Annotated in this window: 12 protein-coding genes; 7 read left to right on the top strand and 5 right to left on the bottom strand. The window is 58.8% G+C overall.

Going from position 1 to position 14,887, the window contains the following annotated elements; all coding sequences use genetic code 11:
• Positions 1-300: 300 nt before the first annotated feature.
• From O2597_RS08305 to pdhA, 3 genes are read right to left on the bottom strand one after another with little or no spacing between them, the layout of a single operon-like run.
• Positions 301-1,584, bottom strand: a complete 1,284-nt coding sequence (locus tag O2597_RS08305) for a dihydrolipoamide acetyltransferase family protein (protein ID WP_269523899.1) — start codon at positions 1,582-1,584, stop codon at positions 301-303.
• Positions 1,585-1,621: 37 nt separating this feature from the next.
• Positions 1,622-2,599 carry an alpha-ketoacid dehydrogenase subunit beta gene (locus O2597_RS08310; RefSeq protein WP_269523900.1) on the bottom strand — a complete coding sequence of 326 codons (978 nt, stop codon included), beginning with the start codon at positions 2,597-2,599 and terminating at the stop codon, positions 1,622-1,624.
• A 52-nt stretch (positions 2,600-2,651) separates the two neighbouring features.
• Positions 2,652-3,761: a pyruvate dehydrogenase (acetyl-transferring) E1 component subunit alpha gene (gene pdhA / locus O2597_RS08315; protein ID WP_269523901.1), complete on the bottom strand. Its 1,110-nt coding sequence runs from the start codon at positions 3,759-3,761 to the stop codon at positions 2,652-2,654.
• A gap of 632 nt (positions 3,762-4,393) precedes the next feature.
• Here pdhA and O2597_RS08320 point away from each other — a divergent pair.
• From O2597_RS08320 to O2597_RS08335, 4 genes are read left to right on the top strand one after another with little or no spacing between them, the layout of a single operon-like run.
• The gene (locus O2597_RS08320; protein WP_269523902.1) at positions 4,394-5,554 is read left to right on the top strand and encodes an ATP-grasp domain-containing protein; all 1,161 of its coding nucleotides are present in this window, start codon (positions 4,394-4,396) and stop codon (positions 5,552-5,554) included.
• A 46-nt stretch (positions 5,555-5,600) separates the two neighbouring features.
• The gene (locus O2597_RS08325) at positions 5,601-5,903 is read left to right on the top strand and encodes a hypothetical protein (protein ID WP_269523903.1); all 303 of its coding nucleotides are present in this window, start codon (positions 5,601-5,603) and stop codon (positions 5,901-5,903) included.
• A 46-nt stretch (positions 5,904-5,949) separates the two neighbouring features.
• A complete protein-coding gene (locus tag O2597_RS08330) occupies positions 5,950-6,681 on the top strand; it encodes a glycosyltransferase (RefSeq protein WP_269523904.1) in 732 nt (243 codons plus the stop codon).
• Between the two features lie 47 nt (positions 6,682-6,728).
• Positions 6,729-7,337, top strand: coding sequence for a hypothetical protein (locus O2597_RS08335; RefSeq protein ID WP_269523905.1), 609 nt, complete (start codon positions 6,729-6,731; stop codon positions 7,335-7,337).
• Between the two features lie 586 nt (positions 7,338-7,923).
• Here O2597_RS08335 and O2597_RS08340 read toward each other — a convergent pair.
• Positions 7,924-8,451, bottom strand: coding sequence for an FKBP-type peptidyl-prolyl cis-trans isomerase (locus tag O2597_RS08340; protein WP_269523906.1), 528 nt, complete (start codon positions 8,449-8,451; stop codon positions 7,924-7,926).
• A gap of 170 nt (positions 8,452-8,621) precedes the next feature.
• Between O2597_RS08340 and glnD the strand changes: the two genes are divergently transcribed.
• From glnD to O2597_RS08355, 3 genes are read left to right on the top strand one after another with little or no spacing between them, the layout of a single operon-like run.
• A complete protein-coding gene (glnD, locus tag O2597_RS08345; RefSeq protein ID WP_269523907.1) occupies positions 8,622-11,426 on the top strand; it encodes a [protein-PII] uridylyltransferase in 2,805 nt (934 codons plus the stop codon).
• A gap of 55 nt (positions 11,427-11,481) precedes the next feature.
• Positions 11,482-13,173 carry a GAF domain-containing protein gene (locus O2597_RS08350; RefSeq protein WP_269523908.1) on the top strand — a complete coding sequence of 564 codons (1,692 nt, stop codon included), beginning with the start codon at positions 11,482-11,484 and terminating at the stop codon, positions 13,171-13,173.
• 3 nt (positions 13,174-13,176) lie between these two features.
• Positions 13,177-13,632 (top strand): VanZ family protein, encoded by a 456-nt coding sequence (locus O2597_RS08355; RefSeq protein WP_269523909.1) that lies wholly within the window; start codon positions 13,177-13,179, stop codon positions 13,630-13,632.
• A gap of 138 nt (positions 13,633-13,770) precedes the next feature.
• On the opposite strand, the gene O2597_RS08360 is transcribed toward O2597_RS08355, so the two are convergent.
• Positions 13,771-14,769, bottom strand: coding sequence for a hypothetical protein (locus O2597_RS08360; protein WP_269523910.1), 999 nt, complete (start codon positions 14,767-14,769; stop codon positions 13,771-13,773).
• Between the last annotated feature and the right edge of the window lie 118 nt (positions 14,770-14,887).

The following is a 14,887-nucleotide window of genomic DNA, read 5'->3' on the forward strand; positions in this document are numbered from 1 at the left end:
AGGAGAGGGCAACACCCAAAAAGCTTCGTAAACACCTACAAAAATAATACTAACAACTGTCACCAAGCTCTGACGAAGTGTTACCTATGTCTTGAACCTAAACTGTTACCCATGTCCTGACCCCTCCGCCACACAACACGGATCTCAGCTTCCAGGCCTCTGGCCTCCCCCTTCAGGTCTCAAGTTTCAGCCCTCAGCCTTCCAGGCGGCGGCGCAGCCGCCTCCCCTTCATCCTTCACAAAAAAGGCCCCGGCGTTTCCACCGGGACCTCTCATAACTAAGGAAAAACTGTTTTCCCGCTTAGACCAGCATGAGGGCGGGCGTCTCGAGGATCTCCTTGAGGGCCTGCAGGTACTGGGCGCCGACGGCACCGTCGATCACGCGGTGGTCCCCGGAAAGGCCGATCTTCATGGTCTGGCCGATCACGATCTCGTCCTTCTCATTGACGACGGGCTTCTTGATGGTCGCACCGATGCTGAGGATGGCCGCGTTGTTCGGATTGATGATCCCGTAGAAATCGGAGATGCCAAACATACCGAGGTTGGTCACGGTGAGGGTCGAGCCGCTCATTTCGTTCGGCGCCAGCTTCTTGTCGCGCGCCTTCTTGATCAGGACCTTGGCTTCGGCGCCGATTTGACGCAGCCCCTTGGTCTCGGCGGCACGAATGACCGGAGTCACCAGGCCGTCGTCGATGGCCACCCCGAACGCGAGGTGTACATTGGCGTGCTGAACGATCGTGTCGCCCTCCCAGGAGCGGTTGATGGCCGGCACACGGCGCACGGCTTCGGCCGCAGCCTTCAGGGTCAGGTCGTTCACCGTAAACTTGGTACCGCCATGCTCTTTCGGCAGGTCGGCCAGCTTGGCATTGAGGTCGGCACGGAGCTTGGCCAGCGGCGCGCCGTCGACTTCGATTTGCAGATAGAAATGCGGGGCCTGTGTCTTGGAGGCCACCAGGGCCTTGGCGATGCTCTTGCGCATGTTGGAAACCGGCATTTCGAGGGCTTCCAAGGTGGCGACCGGTTCAGCCGGTGCCGGAGCGGCAGCCGCCGGTGCGCTGGCAGCCGGAGCGGGCTTGGCGTTCAGTACGTCGTCCTTGACGATACGGCCACCGGGACCGCTGCCCTGGATGGCAGTCAGATCGATGCCCTTCTCTGCGGCAATTTTCTTGGCCAACGGGGAAGCCTTGATGCGCTCAGCCCCCGAGCTGGCAACCGGCTCGGGGGCCGGGGCTTCCGCCTGAACCGGAGCGGGCGCTTCTTCTTTCGGTTCCGGTGCGGATTCCGCCTTCGGTGCTTCTTCTGCTGCAGCAGGGGCGCTACCGCCTCCGGCATCCGGAGCGGCTTCGCCCTTCTCGCCGACCGCAGCGATCGCGCCGCCAACGGGCACTTCATCGCCTTCCTTGCAATACTGCTTGAGCAAGACACCGTCTTCGAAGCACTCGACTTCCATCGTTGCCTTGTCGGTCTCGACCTCGGCGATCATGTCGCCATTGGCGACCTCGTCGCCTTCCTTTTTCAACCATTTGACCAGCGTGCCCACCGTCATGGTGTCGCTGAGCTTGGGCATATCAATCAGTGTAGCCATTTATAAAAGAAGTTAGAAGTTTGAACAGGGAATTGTACTACTTGCAGCAACGGAGCGCGCCGTCGATGACGCGTTCTTCGTTCGGGATCTGCCAGTCTTCCAGGGGCTTCGCATAAACCTGCGGTGCATCAATAGCGGATACCCGATGGACCGGAGCGTCAAGGTAATCAAATGCCTTGAACTGGATGAGGTGGGAAATCTGGGCGTCGACCCCGCAGTAGGGCTTGTTTTCTTCCACCAGCAGCGCGCGGCCGGTCTTTTTGACCGAATTGAGGATCGTTTCCTCGTCCAGCGGACGAATGGAACGCAGGTCCACCACCTCGGCGTTGATACCGTGCTTTGCCTGCAGCGTTTCGGCGGCTTTGAGCGAGATCATGGCGCAACGGCCGTGCGAGACGATGGTCAGGTCGGTGCCTTCCTTGAGGACGTTGGCCACGCCGAGCTCGACGATGTACTCCTCCTCCGGCACTTCCCATTTTTCCCCGTACAGGAGGGTGTTCTCCATGACGAAGACCGGGTCGTTGTCGCGGATCGCAGCCTTCATCAGCCCCTTGGCATCGTAGGCATTGGACGGACAGACCACCTTCAGGCCCGGATGGTTGGCCACCATGTTTTCCGGCGTGTGCGAGTGGGTCGCCCCGACATTGGTGCCCCCATTGGCCGGACCACGGACCACAATGGGAATGTTCATGAGGCCGCCGGACATGTAGCGGCAGAAGGAGGCGTTATTGAAGAGCTGGTCGATGGCCACGTAGCTGAAGGACATGAACATCATTTCGATGACCGGACGGACCCCCAGCGCGGAGGCACCGATCGCCAGGCCGGAGAAGGCCGCTTCCGAAATCGGGGTGTCGATCAGACGCTTGTCGCCGTATTTTTCCCAAAGGCCTTCCGTGACCTTGTAGGCTCCGTTGTACTGGGCGACTTCCTCGCCCATGATGCAGACGTTTTCGTCACGCTCGATTTCCTCGGCCAGTGCTTGCTTGATCGCTTCGCGATATGTGATGAGTGGCATGGTGTGAAAAGAGTTGAAAGTTGTTAGTTGAAGGTGGGAGGCAGGCGACTTCCTAGAAATCGTTGAAGAAGTGCGTGCCCTTCAGCTTGCCTTCGCTGTCGTTGTCGACTTCCCAGTAAACATCCGTCTGGATTTCGGAGCGCGGGGCGACCGGGCTTTCCTCGGCGAATTTGGCGGATTCCTCCGCTTCGTTCTTCTTCGCCTGGTCGATCTCCTTGGCGAGATCTTCCGTCAGGGTGCCGTCCTTCAGAAGCTGGGCCTTGAAGAGGTTGAGCGGATCCTTGTTCTTCTTGTAATCCTCGATCTCCTCCTTCGTCCGGTATTTCTCGTGGTTCGCATCGGCCACGGAGTGACCGCGGTAACGGTAGGTGCGGATCTCGAGCAGGAAGGGCTTGAGCTCTTCGCGGGCGCGTGTCATGGCACGGTTGGCCACCTCGCGGACCTCGTAAATGTCATGGCCGTCGCAGACTTCCCAGGCCATATTGAAGCCTTCGGCACGGTGCGCCAGGCTCTCGCGTGCGGAGGAGCGCTTCAGGCTGGTGCCCATGGAGTAACCGTTGTTCTCGATCACGAAGACCACCGGAATCCCCCAGAGCGAAACCAGGTTCAGCGTCTCCATGAATGAACCCTGGTTGACGGCGCCGTCTCCCAAGAAACAGACCGCACAGCCCTTGACGCCCTTGTACTTGAGTGCAAAGGCGAGGCCCGCACCGAGCGGCGTCTGGCCGGCGACGATGCCGTGGCCACCCCAGTAATTCTTGTCCGGCGCAAAGAAGTGCATCGAACCACCCTTGCCCTTCGAGCAACCGGTATGCTTGCCGTACATTTCAGCCATGCACTCGTTCATGCTCATCCCCACCGCCAGGGCGTGGCCGTGGTCACGGTAGGCGGTGATGATGTGGTCGTTCTCCTCCATCAGGGACACGATGCCGGTGGCAACCGCTTCCTGCCCGATATAGAGGTGAAGGAAGCCGCCGATCTTGCCCTGGTTGTAGGCGCGGAGCGAGCGTTCTTCAAAGCGACGAATCCCGACCATGGTATTATAGAGGTCGATCTTCGCTTCTTTGCTAAGCTTTTGGTTAATCGGGGCAGACGCGAAATCTTTCACAGCTGACCCCGTGCTGGTTTTCGCGCGGGTGGTCTTTTTTTTCGTAGTAGCCATAACTGCTGGATTGGTGAGCGTCGCAGATTCCACACCAAACTCAAGTAAAATAGTGACATTTTGGCGCCATCTGATACGCGAATTGATTTTCGTGATTTCTAAGACAGTTTGCCGCAACAAAATGACCGAAAAGACGCCACCAAGCGACCGGTATGGCATTGTTCGTTGAAGCTTGCTTATCGAGGGTGCCGAGGTCGGGATCCGAGATACAGGGATTGGTGTGCATCAGAGATCGGGCGCTGGTGTTGAAGTTTGTGAACCTGCTTCGAGCCTCGGCGGACGAGCCCTTCGACTGGCTCAGGATAGACAGAAGCGCGTCCGCCGAGGCGTGTCTTTATAAATCGCAGAATGGAGGGACGCGGTGCTGCCAGTCGAATCACCGTCGAAATCGCTGTCGCGCTTTCGCTACAGGGGAATTTTGCATGCCTCCAGGTAGTACCCGACAAACACCCTTCAACCAACAACGCACATCAGCTCGGTTCCTTCAGCCCTCCAGAGCCATTCCTATAGCCTGTCCCTAACAATTTATCCGACTCATCCTAAAAGCGACAAACCGATGACGATCAGGTAAAAAGCGTACAAGGAGCGCCTGTGAGCTTGCTCTAAAGGCTCACTTTCAAGAGCCTAGACCGATGCCCACTCCCCCGCGCAAGCCCTGCGTCCTTTTGGTATACGGCCAGTACTCAAGCAGTTTCACCGCCTACCCATGGATGCTGGCCAAGGATGGGCGACTCACGGTTGACGTACTCACGCGTCCCGACCACACCGTGCGCCATTCCGTCTGGATACGAAAGGTGCATTACTTTGAAAGCATCACGGATGTCGTCGCCTCACTAAAAGCCTGCTTGTCTGAGGAATCCTATGAAATGGTCCTCTACATGGACGAACCGGCACGCGCACAGCTGCTCACACATCGGAACGATCCGATACTCGAGCCCCACCTGCCCTTTCCGGCAAACTCCGCATTGAATCAAGCCGTCGACGACAAGCAATTGTTCTACCGCTGGTGCGCACAGCACGAAATTCCCATTCCCCGGAGCATCGAGGTCAAACAGCCCGACGACATTCGGCCGGCCGTCGAGAAAATCGGCTACCCCTGCATGCTGAAAGCCGCAGTCGGTTCCGGCGGCAAGGGCATCCATTTATTCCTGAATGCCGAAGAACTGGAGGACTACCTGCGGGAAGCGCACACAGACACAGGCCCCTGGGTCGCACAGGAATACATCGACGGGCCGGTCGGCTCCGTGAGTATGGCTTGCAAGAAGGGAAAGGTTTACGGGATGTGCAGCTCGGCCAAGCATGTCTCACTTTCCGGAGGACTGGGCCCCTCGGCCATTCGGCGCCTAATCCACGACCCGGCTCTGGACGCAATCGCCCGTCGGGTCGCCGAAGCCGGACACATCACAGGCATCACAGGCTTCGACTGGATGCAGGTCGGCCCCGGCCAATACCGGGTCATCGATCCACACCTCGGACGCTGCACTACCAGCTGCGTGGTTGCCTCGCAAGACGGAGTGGAGATGGGCCGGGCCATCCACTCGGCACTGACGGGCGGCGTACCCGAGCCAGTTTCCCGCGGTAGCGGTCGCATTATCTGGATGATGCCGCAGACTATTGAACTGATCTTTCAAGGACGTTTCTTCCTGGCTTGGTCCAAAGCCAGCCTCTTCCGCAAAAACACGAGCATCTTCTGGTGCGGGCAGGGCGAATGGCGTATGCTGCTACGGCTCATGGGCGCGTACCTGGTCGCCCAGATGCGCATACTGGGAGGCCGCCTCCGCGGCAGGCACTGACGACAGGCCCCAATGCTTTTTCTCCGAGGGAAACTTTGACCTTCGCGTGAAAAGCGACAGATCTCGACGAATGGAAAAGACGGATCCCATCCTCTCTGTACAAATTTCAGTCTATGCCCTCGACGGTGACATCAAGCCCGCGGTGCATACCTATCTGGACGCCCTGGACGCGACCGGCATCGACCGCGATACCGGCACCATGGCCACCGTCGTCTGGGGTCCGGCGGACGCGGTGTGGAACGCGCTGCGGCAGGCCTACGAAACCGTCGCTGCCAAACACCCGGTCATCGTCAACACCACGCTTTGCAACGCAGCCCCACTTCCGGCCCGGGCCGCAGGCCGACGCTAAGCCGGGCTGTAAGCCGCAAGGACGGCGGACGATGTATCTCCATCCCATGGATTACTCTATCATCGTGCCGGCCTACAACGAAGCCGAGGAACTGCCCGCCACCCTGCAGGCACTGCGCGCGGCAATGGACGTGCAGAAGCGGCGGGGTGAATTGATCGTAGTCGACAACAATTCGAGCGACGCAACCGCAGAGGTCGCAGGCGCACACGGGGCCGACCGGGTCGTGTTTGAACCCGTCAACCAGATCGCCCGTGCGCGCAATGCCGGCGCAGGGGCCAGTCGCGGGCGGCAGCTCGTCTTTGTCGATGCCGACACCCGCATCGACGCCGGGCTGCTGGAACAAAGCCTCGCCCATCTGGATGGCGGACACTGCGTGGGCGGGGGAGCCCGCATCGAGTTCGAGGGCAAGCCCGGGTGGATCGGGCGTGTGGGGATCGGACTGTGGAAACGGATCTCACAGCTCACGCGCACCGCAGCGGGAAGCTACCTCTTCTGTCGACGGGATGCATTTGAGGCAATTGGCGGCTTTGACGAGCGACTCTACGCCAGCGAGGAAGTACGGCTTTCACATCAGCTCAAGCGCTGGGGCCGCCCAAAGAGCTTGCGATTTGTGATCGTGCCGGAACCGCCGGCACAGACCTCCGCGCGCAAGCTCGACTGGTATTCCGGCCCGGCTATGCTCGGCTGGGTCGCCTTCATGATTCTGGTGCCGGTCGCCGTGCGCTCCCGTAAATTCTGTGGCTTCTGGTATAAACGACCTGTTAAAACGACCGACTAGACAGTTTACCAATTGCGCCCCGACAGCCACTTCATATCGTCCGGGCCATGAAATCTCTCCCCTTTCTCCTGGTTTGCCTATCCCTGCTGGCCGGCCTAGGCAACCTGAACGCGAATACTACGGAACGCACCCGCGGCCCTTCCATTTTCGAACGGATCTTCAAGAACCGCAACGAGGAAGAGACTCAAGCGACCAAGAAGAAGGCCGAAGCCGAAGCCAAGGCACGCAAGGAAGAAGCCGCCAAGAAGAAGCAAGCTGAAGCGACCAAGGCCCGCGAAGCAAAGGAAGCGAAGCAAGCGGCCGCAAAACGCTACAGCAAGAAAGAGCGTGAAGTGCTCGAGCAATGGAAGCGCGAGACCGCCGCATCCAGCAAGAGCAAGAGCAAGAAGGAAAAGGAAAAGTCCCTGCCCCCCGGCCTGCAGAAGAAGCTGGAACGTGGCGGCGAGCTTCCTCCCGGCTGGAAAAAGAAGCTTCAAGTCGGCAGCATCCTGGACAAGGACTTCGAGCGAAGGGCGATCTCCCTGCCCGATGAAATCCGCAGGCGCTTGCCCAAGGCCCCCTCCGGCACGATAGACATCCTGATCGAGGACGAAATCATCCGCGTACAGGAAAAGACCCGCAGGATCCTCGACATCCTAAGCGACCGCAGCCGGTAAAGGGGAGAGGCCGGAGGCCTCTGGAGGGCTGAAGGATGACGAAGCGCGTTCGCGCGGAGATGGTAAAATGCGAAGCATTTTGCCCGGAGCGAAGCGTAGGGTGACTGAAGCGGGTGCCCATAAACTTCAACACAAGCGCCCGATCCCGGAAAGGTCTTATAGCCTGTCCCTTAGTATTCCCTTGAACCCCTCCACCGCTTCGCGGTCCCCCTCCCCTGCGAGCAGAGGAGGAGCTTTTTTGTGCTTAGCTCGACGCCGCGCACCTCTCATAACCAGTCTCAACCTTCATTCTGATAACCGTGGCGTGCCCGGCCTTCGTTCCTACGGCGTGGCGTGCCCGGCCTTCGTTCCTACGGCGTGGCGTGCCCGGCCTTCGTTCCTACGGCGTGGCGTGCCCGGCCTTCGTTCCTACGGCGTGGCGTGCCCGGCCTTCGTTCCTTACGGCGTGGCGTGCCCGCTTGTGACGCCCAGAGGCCCGGATAACAAGACTGGATCGGACGCACCCCACCAACAAACAGCAACAGCTGTACAAAAAAAGCCCCGGTGTTTCCACCGGGGCTGAAATAGAGATAAGGCGCGGGGCCGATTAATGTTCGCAACTGCAACCGCAGCCGCCTTCACCTTCACCTTCGCCGCCGCAGCAACCGCCGCCCTGGTGGACGTGGCCGTGAGCCAGTTCTTCGGGCTTGGCTTCGCGCACGTCCTGGATCGTAACCGCGAAATTCAGGTGCTTGCCGGCGAGGGGATGGTTCCCGTCAACCGTGACGTCTTCACCTTCCACCTTGGTAATGCGGACCGAGACAGGCCCTTGGTCGGTGTTGGCCTGGAACTGCATGCCCACCTGCAAGTCTTCCACGCCCTGGAAGCGCTCACGCGGCACGACCTGCTCGAGTGAGGGGTTAAACTCGCCATAGCCTTCAGAAGGCTCGACCCGGACCTCAACGGAATCACCCTTGATCTTGCCTTCAAGCGCGGACTCCAGTCCGGGGATAATATTGCGGTGACCGTGCAGGTAGGTCAGCGGTTGGCCAGGTTGGGATTGGTCGATGACGACACCCGCATCATCCTTGAGCGAGTAGTCCATCGCGACGACGGTACCTTCTTTGATTTCCATAAAACTTCCTTTGCTTCGTGTTCTGGTAGTGAATTGAAGGGGCCAGCATGTCCCGCTCGTCAGCGAGGTCAAAAGTGAAAGCGAGAAAGTTACAGCTCCGGGTAAAGGCGCCCACAAGTTCGAAAAACTATTCGCAATCAACAAAATAGCTCCGTAACTATTCGCGAAGTATGCTTATCCAGGAGAATCCGCTCTACCGGCGACTGAGAAAACACGCGCAGAAAAGGCTCGTGTTCGACCCGGGCGTGTCCCGGCATAAGCAGCTCCCGGCATACAAGCGGTACATCCAGCTGGAAAATGAAATGCTGCGGCGCTACCACCGCAAAGGCGACTCCGGACTGGGCGTGTGCCGGGCGCGGGCCGTCATGCTCGACGTGCTGATTGAGAACCTTTTTCTTGCCGCTCTGGACCTCTACACAACGCAGCATGGGCCGCTCCCCTGTAAGATGGCGATCCTCGCCACCGGCGGATACGGGCGCGCCGAACTAAATCCGCACAGCGACATCGACATCATGTTCCTCTATCCGGAACGGCTGTCGGGGGCGAAGTATGAAAAGTTCCAGGAGGTGCTGGCCGAGGAGATCCTCTACCCGCTCTGGGACCTTGGGATGAAAGTCGGCCATGCCTCGCGCAACGCCAAGGAGGTCATCGAAGAGGCGAAGAAGGAAATCCAGTCCAAGAATGCGATCATGGAATCGCGCCTGATCTGCGGCTCCGCCCCGCTGTACGAGAAGATGTACAAGCGCTTCTCCGAGTTTTGCCGCAAGGACAATGCCGCGGTTTACATCAAACAGCGTCTGGCCGATGAGAAGGACCGCCACGCCAAAGCCGGCAATACGGTCTACCTGCAGGAGCCCGACATCAAGAACGGGGTCGGCGGATTGCGCGACTACCAGAATATACTTTGGATGGCCTACATCAAGTACGGCTACCGCTCCTTCAAAGAACTGGAGAAGGCAAAGCTACTGCGCGCGGACGAGTGTGTGGCGATGGAAGCGGCCTACGACTTTCTCCTCCGCACCCGGACGGAGCTGCACCTCCTCAACCGCAGGCCGACCGACAAGCTCGATCTCGAGCAACAGACCCATGTCGCGAAGAACCTGAAATACCCGCAGAGGGACATCTTCGGCCGTGTCGAAGCCTTCATGCAGGACTACTATTCGGCGGCCCGCACCATCTACCAGACCAGCGAGCTGCTCAAGGAACGTCTTTCCCTGGAGTCCCAGGCCCAGAGCGGTCAATCCGCCCGGATCAGCTTCCGCGAAGCCTTTCGCGCCCACCAGCACCTGCCGATGAAACGGGTGGACGGGTTCCGGCTCTACGACCGTATCATCTCGGCGGACAGCAAACAGGTCTTCGCCGAGGACCCGGTCCGCATGATCCGCGTGTTCCGGCTTTTGCAGCAATTCGGCGCACGCCTCGATCCGGACCTGAAATACCTGATTTCCCGCTCGATTCCCCTGATCAACCACAAGCTGATCAACAGTCCGTCCGCGGCCAAGAGCTTCCTCGCGATCCTCCGCAGCCCGGGGGAAGTTTTCCCCATCCTCCGCATCATGCACGACCTCGGAGTGCTCGGGCGCTACCTGCCGGAGTTCGGAGAATTGACCTGCATGGTGCAGCATGAGTACTACCACCGCTACACTGCCGACGAACACGTGCTGCGGACCATCCGGCATCTGGATAATATTTTCCTGAAACGGACACCGGAGGAGGCGAAGTATGAAAACGAGCTTCGCAAGAACGACGACCCCTTGCTTCTTTACCTAATCTTGCTCTTGCACGACATTGGTAAATCGGAGGGCATTCAGGGCCATGCAGACAGCGGGGTGAAGCTCGCGAGACCCATTTTACAACGGTTTAACATCGCCGCCGAACAGCGGGAGCAAATTTTATTTATTATCCGGAGCCACCTGGAAATGGCACGATTCTGGCAACGGTTTGATCTGGATGATCCGCAAACCGCCCGTTCATTTGCCGAATTGGTGGAAGATCCTCAAAAACTCCGATTTCTTTATGTGCATACTTACTGTGACGCCCGTGGCACCGCTCCAACCCTGTGGAACAGCTACAAGGATAGTATGCACCGTTGTCTCTTCCTCCGAACACTGGAGCAATTTGGAGATGGAGAACTCCTAGAACAAAAGCGGGTCGAACAGAAGAACATGTTGTACAACGACATACTCGAACGCGCAATTGAAGGAGTCTCGGAAGAAGAAATCGAGGCGCACTTCCGCTTGCTCCCCGAACGCTATTTTATCAACACCACGCCCAACGAGGTGGAGCTTCACCTCCGCATGGTCAACGGCCTGCTCAGCCAGATCCAGAGCGCCGAGTCCATGGCGGCACTGGCTCCGATCATCGACTGGTCGGACGACATCGACCTCGGCATGACGGTGGTCAATGTGGTGACCTGGGACCGTGCCGGACTCTTTTACAAGCTGGCCGGTGCCCTCTCGCTCGCAGGGGTCAATATCGTCAGCACCAAGGCGATTTCACGCACCGACCACATTACGATCGACACCTTCCATGTGATGGATCCCGACGGAGGCGTGGTCACCAACAGCCGGGCTCGCGAAGTCTTTGAGGCACGCCTGCGCGAAGCCTTGATTGAGGGCAAGGACCTGATGACCCCGATTTCGGAACTGGAAGCCAAGTCTGCCAAAGCGAAGAAGAGCAAGAGCGACATGCTCCCGGCCCCCTTCCCTCCCAGCGTGGACGTCTATCACGAGCTTTCGCTCAAGCGCACCATCATCGAGGTACAGGCCAACGACCGGATCGGCCTACTCTTCCGCATGGCGCGACTCATCACCCAGAAGGGATTTGATATCAGCTTCGCCCGTGTCGCAACCGAGCGCGGGGTGGCCATGGACACATTCTACATCGAGAACGTGAATTCCAAGGAAAGTACCACCACCTCGAACTTGCTCGACCTGCGACAGGATCTGGACGCCATCGTCCGGGAAGCCAGCTGACGACCATTCCTTCGCGCTTGCTTGCCAAGCAGGAAAGCGCATAGAGAATACCCGTATGGATGTCCGGGAGAATGAATACGCCGCGATTGATTCGCTCTATCGAATCAGCAGCCTGGTCTCGAATACCGACGACCCGAACGAGGCGCTGGATTACATCCTTCAGGAAATCATCAATGTACTGCATCCAAGCAGTGCCTCGATCTCCCTGATCAATCCGGACAGCAAAAGACTGGAATTGGAAGTCTCCCGTGGCTTGCCGGAGGGCTGGGGCGACATGGATCTGGAACTGGGTCAGGGCATCACGGGGTGGGCCGCGCTGCATGGACGCCCGATCATCGTTCCGGACGTACGGATGGAGCCGCGCTACATCTCGATCCGCCCGCAGATCCGCTCTGAAATGGCGGTCCCGATGGAAGACCGGGGGGTCATTATCGGGGTCGTCAACGTGGACAGCGAAGTGGTCGACGCCTTCGACGAGCAGGCCCTGAAGATCCTGACTCTGCTGACCAATGAAGCGGCACGCGTGGTCTCCCGGCTCTGGCTGATCAAGCAGCTCCGGTCCAAGGCCCACCAACTGGAGTCGCTGGTTAACATGGGCCGGCGACTGGTCGGCGAACTCGACCTGAACGAGGTCTTCGACGGGCTTGCGCGGGAAGGCCGGCGTCTACTGGATTGCCATAGCTGCGCGCTCTTTCTCCTCACCCCGGACAAGAAACAGCTCTCATTGCATACCATGATTGGCCGCTCCGGCCGGATCGAAGCCGTCGAATGCTTCAACCTTGAAGACTCCGCCGTCGGGTCCGCCATCCACCGCCACAAGCAGGTGGAAGTGACCAATCTGTCCTTCACCGAGGAAAACACTTTCAGCCGGATCATTCAGCGTGAGGGCCTGGCCTCGATGCTGGCTTCGCCGATTATTTTCAACGACGAGGTCATCGGTGTGCTCAACGCCTACACCCGCCGGTCGCACCGCTTCAACAACGACGAAAAGAAAGTCTTCGGCACGCTGGCCGGACTCGGAGCCATCGCCATCCAGAATGCGCGGCTCTACTCGCGCATCTTCTCAACCGAGGAGTCGATGCGTCGCAACGACAAGCTGACCACCCTCGGGATGCTGGCGGCGGAAATCGCCCATGAAATCCGCAATCCACTCACCGTGATCAAGCTGCTGTTCGACTCGCTGGACCTGCAGTTTCCGCATGATGACGCCCGGCAGACCGATATCACGGTGATCGTGGAAAAGCTGGACCAGCTGGAAGAAATCGTGGAGCGGGTCTTGAGTTTCGGGCGCAACCGCGAGGGCATCCATGCCCGCTACGACCTCAACCGCATCACAGAGGAAAGCCTCCGGCTCGTACGGCTCAAATTGCACCAGCAAAAGATCGAGGTCGTCTTCAAGCCTTCCCCGAACGGCCTTTTTGTTGAGGTCAACAAAGGGCAGATCCAACAGGTACTGCTCAACCTCATTCTCAACGCGACCCAGGCCATGCCGGATGGCGGCAAGATCACCATCACACTGAGCCGTGATGAAGATATCGCCTCAGTCAGCATCCGTGACAATGGCCCCGGCATACCGGGCGGCATACAGGACAAGATCTTCGACTCCTTCCTGACCAGCCGGAACGACGGCACCGGACTGGGCCTCTCCATCAGTAAACGTATCCTACGCAGCCACCGGGGGGACATCGATCTGGTCGAATCTTCTCCCGCCGGAACCGAATTCCGCTTCTGGCTGAATATTGAATAAGCCATGCCGAGTCGCCGAGAAATGCTTTGGCCGGCCGCACTGGCGCTGACCATTTTCCTTGCCTCCAGCCGGACCCGGCTGGCCGCGCCGGTCATCAGCTTCGACCTGGCACTAACACCCGACAAGATCGCCCATTTTCTGGTCTACGGGCTTCTGGCCACCGCCGTGCTCCGCCTCTCCACATTTCGCAAGCAGGCTTGGGCGGGACTCGGATGGACCGTTTTCCTCGTCTCCGCCTACGGCATGTCCGACGAGCTGCACCAGTTGCTCACCCCCGGACGTTCCTTTGAACTGGCCGATTGGCTGGCCGACACGATCGGTGCAGGGGTTGCCGGACTGCTTTACCTGAAGTGCCGCCCCTACCGAAATTTGCTGGAGCACAAGCCGCAGGCGAAACGCACAACCAGCCCGAACTGCCCCCTCCCCGACGGTAAGTTCATCGAAGAAACCGCGTCCTGAATCGACTGGCTGCAGGCATTTCCGGACATCATCCGGCTGACGCCGGATGCTACATGATAGGTCTTTGCCATAGAAGCATCGACGGTTACGTCGATGACGGACTTCAGATTAAATCGAAACGGTCTGAGGCAATATGCTCTAGCTATTCTGGCAGCAGGAGTCCCCACCCGTGCATCCGCTACACTCGCCGCCACCACCTGAGCAGCCGCCACAGGTCTCGCGGAGCACACGTGCCCGGTCGAAGGTCGAAAACTGGTAGTCGGCGCTCGCGAATTCGTAGACCTTATCGGCTGCGATCCGGACACTGCCCTCGGAAAAGTCGATTTGCATTGGAACCGTGCGCATCTGCTCGATATCGATCAAGCTGGCCGCTTCCAAGGGCTCGATCCGTGTCTCCACCTTGCCCGGGCCTGCCACACGAATGCCCGTATGGACCGTCTTCACCGAAACCAAGGTACCCTCCGGACTGAACTGCACCGAGTTCTGGTCCGCATGCATGCCAATGATCTCGGAATCGAAAGCCTTGATGAGACCGATCGGTGTGGGGAGCTCGACCGGTCGCGCCGGCTCGACGGAACGAAGCGAACCATCCTCGTAAAGAGAGAAACCGGTGCGGGTCAGAATCGGACCGGCCGGCGATTCCACCGTCACACGTTGCCCCGGCCAGAGGGTCAGCGTCTTGAGCTCACCCCCCGGATAGAAATGAATGCTGATGACCTTGGCACTGATTTTACCGACCGGTAAGTCAAATTCGTGGAACTCGGCAAGTTCGCCTTCCTGTTGCTCCGACCAGAAGCCGTCAATTTGGCCATTGAGCGGAAAGACTCGGTTGACACTGCCATCCTCGTAAAAGGTCACCAACTCGGCCTTGATCAGGCCCAGCGGTGTTTGGATCGGCATCTGTTCGTCCAATGCCGCGGCCTTGATCTGGCCGTTCTTAAAAAAGGTAAGCGCACTACGGTGCTTCTTTTGCCGCTCGCCGAAGCCGGCGGTGCGGTATTGCGGAATGAGCGCTCCAACCGGTGTTTCAATGCGGTTGGCTTCGGTGAACATGCATGATTTTAAGCAACCATCCGGATATGTCATGGGACTGGAGATGCCTGCGAGTGAGCCGTAGTTTGTTTCGAGAGTTTCCATAGCAGCCGGCAAAGCTGCATAAAACAGGCCCAGGAGTGGAATCAAAGCGATTTGCACAGTCACTATAACGGTGCGTTATACTAAGAATTAAGGCGGATTAACCACGCAATGGGAGGGA

Source organism: Coraliomargarita parva, assembly GCF_027257905.1.
Lineage (GTDB): Bacteria > Verrucomicrobiota > Verrucomicrobiia > Opitutales > Coraliomargaritaceae > Coraliomargarita_A > Coraliomargarita_A parva.

Bases quoted from the DNA above. Each gene is read 5' to 3' on its own strand.
- O2597_RS08355 (WP_269523909.1), top strand. From the start codon at position 13,177: ATGCCGAGTCGCCGAGAAATGCTTTGGCCGGCCGCACTGGCGCTGACC.
- O2597_RS08340 (WP_269523906.1), bottom strand. From the start codon at position 8,451: ATGGAAATCAAAGAAGGTACCGTCGTCGCGATGGACTACTCGCTCAAG.
- O2597_RS08350 (WP_269523908.1), top strand. From the start codon at position 11,482: ATGGATGTCCGGGAGAATGAATACGCCGCGATTGATTCGCTCTATCGA.
- O2597_RS08330 (WP_269523904.1), top strand. From the start codon at position 5,950: ATGGATTACTCTATCATCGTGCCGGCCTACAACGAAGCCGAGGAACTG.
- O2597_RS08320 (WP_269523902.1), top strand. From the start codon at position 4,394: ATGCCCACTCCCCCGCGCAAGCCCTGCGTCCTTTTGGTATACGGCCAG.
- O2597_RS08335 (WP_269523905.1), top strand. From the start codon at position 6,729: ATGAAATCTCTCCCCTTTCTCCTGGTTTGCCTATCCCTGCTGGCCGGC.
- O2597_RS08310 (WP_269523900.1), bottom strand. From the start codon at position 2,599: ATGCCACTCATCACATATCGCGAAGCGATCAAGCAAGCACTGGCCGAG.
- O2597_RS08360 (WP_269523910.1), bottom strand. From the start codon at position 14,769: ATGGAAACTCTCGAAACAAACTACGGCTCACTCGCAGGCATCTCCAGT.
- pdhA (WP_269523901.1), bottom strand. From the start codon at position 3,761: ATGGCTACTACGAAAAAAAAGACCACCCGCGCGAAAACCAGCACGGGG.
- glnD (WP_269523907.1), top strand. From the start codon at position 8,622: ATGCTTATCCAGGAGAATCCGCTCTACCGGCGACTGAGAAAACACGCG.
- O2597_RS08305 (WP_269523899.1), bottom strand. From the start codon at position 1,584: ATGGCTACACTGATTGATATGCCCAAGCTCAGCGACACCATGACGGTG.